Source organism: Peribacillus sp. P4_D6, assembly GCF_056401795.1.
This window is the reverse complement of record NZ_JBFUIQ010000166.1, coordinates 1-6734: the sequence shown is the minus strand read 5'-3', so window position 1 is coordinate 6734 and position 6734 is coordinate 1. Positions and strand designations below refer to the sequence as shown.

Here is a 6734-nt window from a genome sequence, read left to right as displayed (position 1 = left end):
CCTGTACTCCTTAATGGATGGAAGAAATATGCGACACTCCTGCCGAATAACTGGCTAGCCAAGACACCAAAGGCGCTTGCTTTGATGAGGCTTGGCAGACAGTCGGCGCAAAGGGAGCGGATTTCTGAAATCAACTGGAAATTTTTTTGTCTGCAGCTTGAAATACTTAAGTATTTTCACCAATCAGGACGACTTTTACACCTTTACGTTTTTTTACATCATCTTAACGTTGACCGACATGGCACTAAGTTAAAATGAAAATGGGTAACGAATAAGAATGGGGGGATTGGCATGAAGGTTGAATTACATTGTCATACGAACGTTTCAGATGGTTCCAGTTCTTTTGAAGAACTATTGGAGATTGCAAAAAGGGAGAGCATTGGCCATTTAGCGATTACGAATCACGATACAACAATGAAATTGCAAGAGATGGCGGAACGGGGTAAGGAAATAGGTATTGAAATCATCCCTGGTATCGAAGTTTCCGGTTATGACTTTGCAAGAGGAAGGCGTGTACATATTTTGGGCTATTTTGTCGAGCCTGGTCATAAGGCCCTTGAGGATTTATGTAATCCACTGATTGAAAAGAGGAATGCAGCTTCTGAAAAAATGGTGGAACGGCTGATTCATGCAGGATATCGAATAACTTGGGATCAGGTATCTAAATTCAGGGGAGGAACCGGTGTTTATAAACAGCATATTATGCTGGCGCTTCGGGAATCGGGGTATACGGATTCTATCTATGGAGATTTGTATAGGAAAATCTTTAGCCGCGGCCAAAATGGGGAAGAGCCGGGCATTGCCTTTATTCCTATGGAGTATGTGGATGCCATACTGGCTGTGAAGGCGATTCGTGCTGCCGGAGGCGTCCCTGTCCTTGCTCACCCTGGACAATACGGGAGCTTCGAAATTATCCCTGATCTTGTAAAAGCAGGGCTTGAAGGGATTGAAGTTCTTCACCCGCATCATGGTCATGCAGAAGAGGAAAGAGCGATTTCATATGCAGATCAATATAATCTCATTAAAACAGGAGGTTCCGATTTTCATGGGGATTATGGGGAAAAGCCGATTCGGCTTGGCAGTATGAGCCCTGGAACGGAATGTGTGAATGMTTTGAAATTAAGGAAAAAAAGCATGGCCATTAATGATGTGGTATTGAAAAATATCGATCTATGAAACCAGGAATTTGCTGTGAAAGCGGCATGCTTACATGCTGGATTGGGAATTTGAAAGACTGAACATACAGGGTCTTGTATGGAAAAAGAGCGATAAAATAAGTGCTTCCTTGCGTTCTGGTAATTGACCAGGACTTTTTTTACAAGAAAATCATGATAGCTTCATATTTTCTCATTACACTGACAGTAACAAGGAAATTATATGTAGAGGGGGATTTTTGTTGACGGAAAATAAGGTCTTTAAAATTGGCAGGCTTAGGTTAATAGAAGATTTTCCGATTGCTCTTCATACATCTTTTGTAACAAAATCAACTTTTCCTGAAATAGAAAAGGACGGTCCGGATATAACATCTATGTTTCAATTTTATCGGCAGCGTGGCTTTGTAGAGTTCGGATCCAGCAGGAGCACGCTGAATGCGATTTTCCCCACTTTTTTCGAACGGGATATTTTGCAGTGTTCAAGTTTGATTCCACTTTTGCAAGTGGAATCATTATGCCGGGATAAGCGGAGTAATCAAGTCCTTGAGCACACGGTCATAATCTATCGGAGCGATTGTTTCACATATGTTATATAAAAACTTCCATTCCAGATATCGATCGAATTCACTAGTAAATGCTCTGAATTCACGAGTAAAAGTACGAAACTCACGAGTAAATGCCCCGAATTCACGAGTAAAGGCACGGAACTCACGAGTAAATGCTCCGAATTCACGAGTAAAGCACGAAATTTGAATAGTGCAGGCCCTGCTTTAACAAATTTTATACAAAGATTTACTCCTTCTTAACGCACGTTCACTTGGCAACAAGATACATTGAAAATGTTAGCTTGAAACTAAAACATATTTTATCCTGATCGTCGCCTTGAAATCTTCGCAACACAAATCAAAAGGAAACTAAAAGTATCATCTTGATACTAGAATGCTGGCTAGGGAAATATGGGCTCTGCCAATCTATCAACTTGGTGCAGCCCCCGACAGTCACGATCGTTTCATAGCATGCATGAAAAAAGACCACAAAATGACGTGGTCTCTTTGTTTGAAAAGTCTCCGTCTGATTATCTAATTTGTCATGAAAGGCTTATATAAGGGCGGTCTTTATTTCTTGAATCTGTTTGATATGCCTTTGTTCATGTAAGGATAATAACTCAATCCATTGATCCAATGAGAGGTCCCCGAACAGGGGATGTTTGGCTTTCTTTCTATTTAACAGGATATCTGAATCCATATCATAAAGAACCTGTAATAATCGATCCCTTGATTCTGCCAGCAAATCCATGAGGCTCGATAATTGAAATGGGGCTGAAGAGGGTGAAATGGCCTCAGGGGATGAGAATTTCCTTGTTCTATCAGTAACGAAGTAAATGTTTTTTTGAATGATATTATTAAAATCCCTTTCCCGAATGCCATTTGCTATAACTTCTGTAAAAACCTGCTCCGTAAGATATAAATGATGGCAAATTTGGGCGATGTTCCATACTTCAGGCACAGGCTTATGGTGGAGCGTTTTTTCATCCAACTCCGTAATTTCCTCAATTAACTGTTTTCTTGATTCAAATAGCAAATCATACTCGATATAATTCATGAGAACTCCCCTTTTGTGACACCCACATATGAAAGCATCACTGAATTTTTTGAAATAGGAAAAAAAGGGATATCTGATTGCATAAAGAATGCATAAAAACTACGGGAAAAACACCTGATTTAAAGTGGATTCATGATGATTGATTGAAGGAGTGCGACACTATGTTTTGAAGCATGGTTTCTATTTAATGAAGAGTGTTAAAAGATATCTCTTATAGTACAACGAAAAGACATGTTTCACTGGTATTCATAATTTTGGGAAGAAATGCAAATCTGGAGTCAAGTCTATATTTCCAGGGACTGCATTTTTTCTGGAGCTTTGATACCCTATCATGCCTATGCAAAAAAGTTGAGTTTATGCCTACTTAGAATATTGCGCCTAGGGCCTCCGCTAATGAACCGAAAAATGAAGCTGGCATTCAAAGGGAAAAGAATCTATAGATGCTGGACATTGGAAATTATTATATCTGAATTATAGCACAGTTAATATTTTCCTAGAAATGATTATATGAAAAGATACGGAAGGTTTCCACATCGAATTTTGGATTTTTATACTATCTAGAGAAAAGTTGCTAACGCAATGGGAAGCTTATAAACTGAAGGTAGAAAAAATCAACCAGGATTGGATGGTGARTGCAATGGCTAAAACAATAGTTGAAAAACTGAATTTACATAAATATGAACGGGTGGCAGTCCTGAATCAGCCAGCCGGGGCGGATTATTTAGCAGAGTTGCCGGATTACGATACAAAGCTTAATGAAAGTGCCTATGATCTTATATTTGCCTTTGTATTGGATATGGATTCTTTAAAGAGAATCGTGGATAAGGTGATCGATAAAAATCATTTAAGTAAAAACGGCTATATTTTTTTGGCGTACCCCAAGAAGGGGAATAAAGAATATGCTACATATATTCATCGTGATGATCTGATGCAGGGCCTTGGTGCGGATGATGAAGGGTATGTTGGCTCGAGTGACCTGAAGTTTGCGCGTATGGTTGGGTTGGATGATGTCTTTACGGTAGTCGGACTTAAAGAAGACTCAAAAAATAGAAACCGTCCCTCTGCCAAAGCAAGCCAATCGGTAGATGATTATATCGGCATGATTTCTGAAATTGAGAAAGATTTGCAGGATTCCCCTGATTTGCTTGCGTTCTATCAATCACTTACGCCAGGGTATCGCAAGGATTGGGCCCGTTATGTGTATAGTGCAAAACAAGAGGCGACACAAGTGAAACGGCGCCAGGAAATGAAAACAATTTTAGGAGAAGGTTATAAGAGCAGGGATCTATATCGAAGGAATCAATGAGGGTGGTGAAGTCTTCCATTCTCTTTTTTCTTGTTCTTTTCACCCTATCAAAAGCATATACTAGACCGAATCCAAACTTAAATCGTAATAATTATGATTTGCGAGGTGGTTAAATATGCTTTTGAAACGCTACGCGGGAAATTTGCTGTTATTGATTCTGCTGTTTTTGCTGCTGGCATTCTTTTTTCTAGGCGATGTGTTCGTTCCCAAAGCAATTGATTTCTCGGACTACCCGATGCTTCACTCAGTGCTCGTCGTGTTTTTGGGATTGTTTTTAGAATCGATTCCTTTCCTGTTCCTGGGGGCCATTGCTTCATCATTCATCCAGTTGTTCATCAGTGAAGAAATCATTCAGCGGATGATACCCAAAAGACCCCTGACGGCCATTTTTGCCGCGATAGCCGCGGCGCTGATCATTCCGGTTTGCGAATGTGCAATCATCCCGGTCGTCCGGAGATTGATTCAAAAGGGTGTCCCGGTCCATGCAGGTGTGGTCTTGCTCGTAACAGCCCCAATATTGAATGTCATCGTGTTCGGCTCAACTTATTATGCGTTCCAAAATAATCCGTCCATTCTATATGGAAGAATCATTCTTTGTGTCCTGACGGCCATAATCGCAGGTTTATTCATTCATATATTCAGCACTAAAGATGTGGTGAAAGAGGACAAGCTGGAACTGGTGCAAGGGCATGTACATGATAGTCAGTCCAGTAAATGGACAAGCTTCATTGATCATACTTCGCAGGAGTTTTTTATGGTCGGCCGATACTTTATCATCGGAGCCTTGTTTGCCAGTGTATTTCAGGTGTTCATGGATCGGTCCGTAATGGCCGATATTGGTCAGGCGCCAATAAAAGGCACGGTGTTGATGATGGGAATTGCGTTTGTGCTTTCACTCTGTTCATCAGCTGATGCCTTCGTTGCGGCCTCCTTTTCCCATAGTTTTCTGCCAGGCTCCATACTGGGATTCCTTGTATTTGGCCCCATGCTGGATCTGAAAAATGTTTTGATCATGATGTCTTGTTTTAAACGGAGCTTCGTCGTCACGTATGTCCTGCTTATTTTCGCAGTCGTCTTCAGCCTCTGCCTGATTGCAGGAGGATTGATCAGTAAGGGGGGCTTCTGATGAAACGTTTTTTTATCCAAAGACTTGAAGGATTGCTGCTGCTGGGATTGGGCCTCATGATCTTTAAATTGTATGTTTCAGGATATTTAACGAAATTGATCGCACCCAAAATGGTTCCATATGCATTGGCGGCACTTTTCGCTTTTTTAGTGATCAGCCTTCTCCGAATGAAAAAACAAAAACAAAGTGAACAACATTGTGATTGCGGATTGAATGGGGAGTCTTCGGTCCTGAAATATGGTTTGTTCTTCCTTCCGATTCTTCTGGGCTTCATCCTGACCGATTTTACTTTAAGCGGGGAAGTGCTGGCGAAAAGGGGGATGGCAAAGCAGCAGGCACAGATGGTAAGTTCATATGATTCTGGGAAACATGCGAATGGGGAGAAAATCTCCGTAACCGATGATAATTATTTTGAAGTGCTGGATGATTTACTGAACAACCTCGATACGATAAAGGGGAAGGAGATAGAGATTTCGGGGTTCATATACCGTGAGGATACATTCACGAAAAAACAAATGGCCATCTCCCGCCTCTCCATGTCCTGCTGTGTGGTCGATGCGACGTTATATGGATATATGGTCAACGGGAACGTGGAAGGAATGAAGATGAATGATTGGTATACGATTACAGGGACATTAAAAAAAGGAAGCTATAAAGGGGAACCCGTACCGGTGATCGATTTAAAAGAATCGAAGAAAATAAAGGCACCGGAAGAAGCTTATCTATATGAAAATGTACAAATCATTCAGTAGTATTGAAAAACCCGGCAAAAGGATGTTTTGCCGGGTTTTGGTGCCGAAAGGATATATTATTTTGCCGAACCCGGAAACGGCTGGAAAATCGTGCGCTGCGGGCGGAAAATCGAGAAATGGCGCCATTTGTTCGGGAGCACGTAACATAGTATAATGGCCTTACCATGGATAAGAGTGTAAGGGGGGATAATTTTGTCTTCAAGTAATCGAAACAATCAAATTGGTCCGCCGCGCTTTGCCATTGCCATTCACTCTTTGGTTTGGCTCGCACAAAGCGAAAAGCTCCTGACAAGTTCGGCAATCGCCTTAAAGGTGAAGTCACACGCCACTTTTTTAAGAAAGGTGATGGCACAGCTTGCAGCTGAAGGGATCGTCGAAACAAAGGAAGGAAGGGAAGGCGGTTATAGTCTGAAGGTGCCTGCCTCTCAGCTTACTTTGGCGGATGTGTATCAAGCGGTACGGCCTGAATGTCTTGTTTGTTTGGAAACGAGCGAATGCGGTGAAGTCGGGAAGCAGCTGGATACGGCTTTGGAGGAAATCATGAACGAAGCCGAAAAGGAAACATTGCGCCTGCTAAAGGGCTATACATTGGAAGAATTCATGAAAAAAGTCGACTTCACCAATTTTGAAAATGAGTGTCTGGGCTAATATCCTTGCAAGAGGATACCCAGGATTATATAATGTGCTTAATGCGATTGCATTTAAAGCGAGGAGGTATTTACATGAAGGTGGAAATTTGGTCGGATTATCAATGTCCGTTCTGTTATATAGGAATGTCCGTTCTGTTATATAGG

8 protein-coding genes are annotated in these 6734 nt (G+C 41.4%); 7 read left to right on the top strand and 1 reads right to left on the bottom strand.

Features of this window, described 5'->3' with window-relative positions:
- The 3 genes from AC1DVB_RS24245 to AC1DVB_RS24235 form a co-directional block, all read left to right on the top strand.
- Positions 1-258: hypothetical protein (locus tag AC1DVB_RS24245; protein ID WP_477591325.1), on the top strand; the 258-nt coding region annotated here is incomplete at its 5' end.
- A gap of 33 nt (positions 259-291) precedes the next feature.
- Positions 292-1176 carry a PHP domain-containing protein gene (locus AC1DVB_RS24240; RefSeq protein ID WP_477591323.1) on the top strand — a complete coding sequence of 295 codons (885 nt, stop codon included), beginning with the start codon at positions 292-294 and terminating at the stop codon, positions 1174-1176.
- 220 nt (positions 1177-1396) lie between these two features.
- The gene (locus AC1DVB_RS24235) at positions 1397-1750 is read left to right on the top strand and encodes a UTRA domain-containing protein (RefSeq protein ID WP_057276760.1); all 354 of its coding nucleotides are present in this window, start codon (positions 1397-1399) and stop codon (positions 1748-1750) included.
- Positions 1751-2252: 502 nt separating this feature from the next.
- Here AC1DVB_RS24235 and AC1DVB_RS24230 read toward each other — a convergent pair.
- Complete coding sequence (locus tag AC1DVB_RS24230; protein ID WP_057276759.1) at positions 2253-2756, bottom strand: DinB family protein; 504 nt, start codon at positions 2754-2756, stop codon at positions 2253-2255.
- Between the two features lie 637 nt (positions 2757-3393).
- On the opposite strand from AC1DVB_RS24230, the gene AC1DVB_RS24225 reads away from it, so the two are divergent.
- The 4 genes from AC1DVB_RS24225 to AC1DVB_RS24210 all read left to right on the top strand — a co-directional run bounded on the left by AC1DVB_RS24225 (position 3394) and on the right by AC1DVB_RS24210 (position 6588).
- A complete protein-coding gene (locus tag AC1DVB_RS24225; RefSeq protein ID WP_440439515.1) occupies positions 3394-4062 on the top strand; it encodes a YdeI/OmpD-associated family protein in 669 nt (222 codons plus the stop codon).
- Positions 4063-4177: 115 nt separating this feature from the next.
- Entirely contained in the window at positions 4178-5188 is a 1011-nt protein-coding gene (locus AC1DVB_RS24220) for a permease (RefSeq protein WP_328097785.1), read from the top strand.
- The gene (locus AC1DVB_RS24215) at positions 5188-5940 is read left to right on the top strand and encodes a TIGR03943 family putative permease subunit (RefSeq protein ID WP_477591320.1); all 753 of its coding nucleotides are present in this window, start codon (positions 5188-5190) and stop codon (positions 5938-5940) included. The genes AC1DVB_RS24220 and AC1DVB_RS24215 overlap by 1 nt, the downstream gene beginning before the upstream one ends.
- A 192-nt stretch (positions 5941-6132) precedes the next feature.
- Entirely contained in the window at positions 6133-6588 is a 456-nt protein-coding gene (locus AC1DVB_RS24210) for an RrF2 family transcriptional regulator (RefSeq protein ID WP_057276756.1), read from the top strand.
- The last annotated feature ends 146 nt before the right edge of the window (positions 6589-6734 follow it).

Excerpts from the sequence above, each read along its gene's own strand:
- AC1DVB_RS24230 (WP_057276759.1), bottom strand. The coding sequence starts at position 2,756 with ATGAATTATATCGAGTATGATTTGCTATTTGAATCAAGAAAACAGTTA.
- AC1DVB_RS24225 (WP_440439515.1), top strand. The coding sequence starts at position 3,394 with ATGGCTAAAACAATAGTTGAAAAACTGAATTTACATAAATATGAACGG.
- AC1DVB_RS24220 (WP_328097785.1), top strand. The coding sequence starts at position 4,178 with ATGCTTTTGAAACGCTACGCGGGAAATTTGCTGTTATTGATTCTGCTG.
- AC1DVB_RS24215 (WP_477591320.1), top strand. The coding sequence starts at position 5,188 with ATGAAACGTTTTTTTATCCAAAGACTTGAAGGATTGCTGCTGCTGGGA.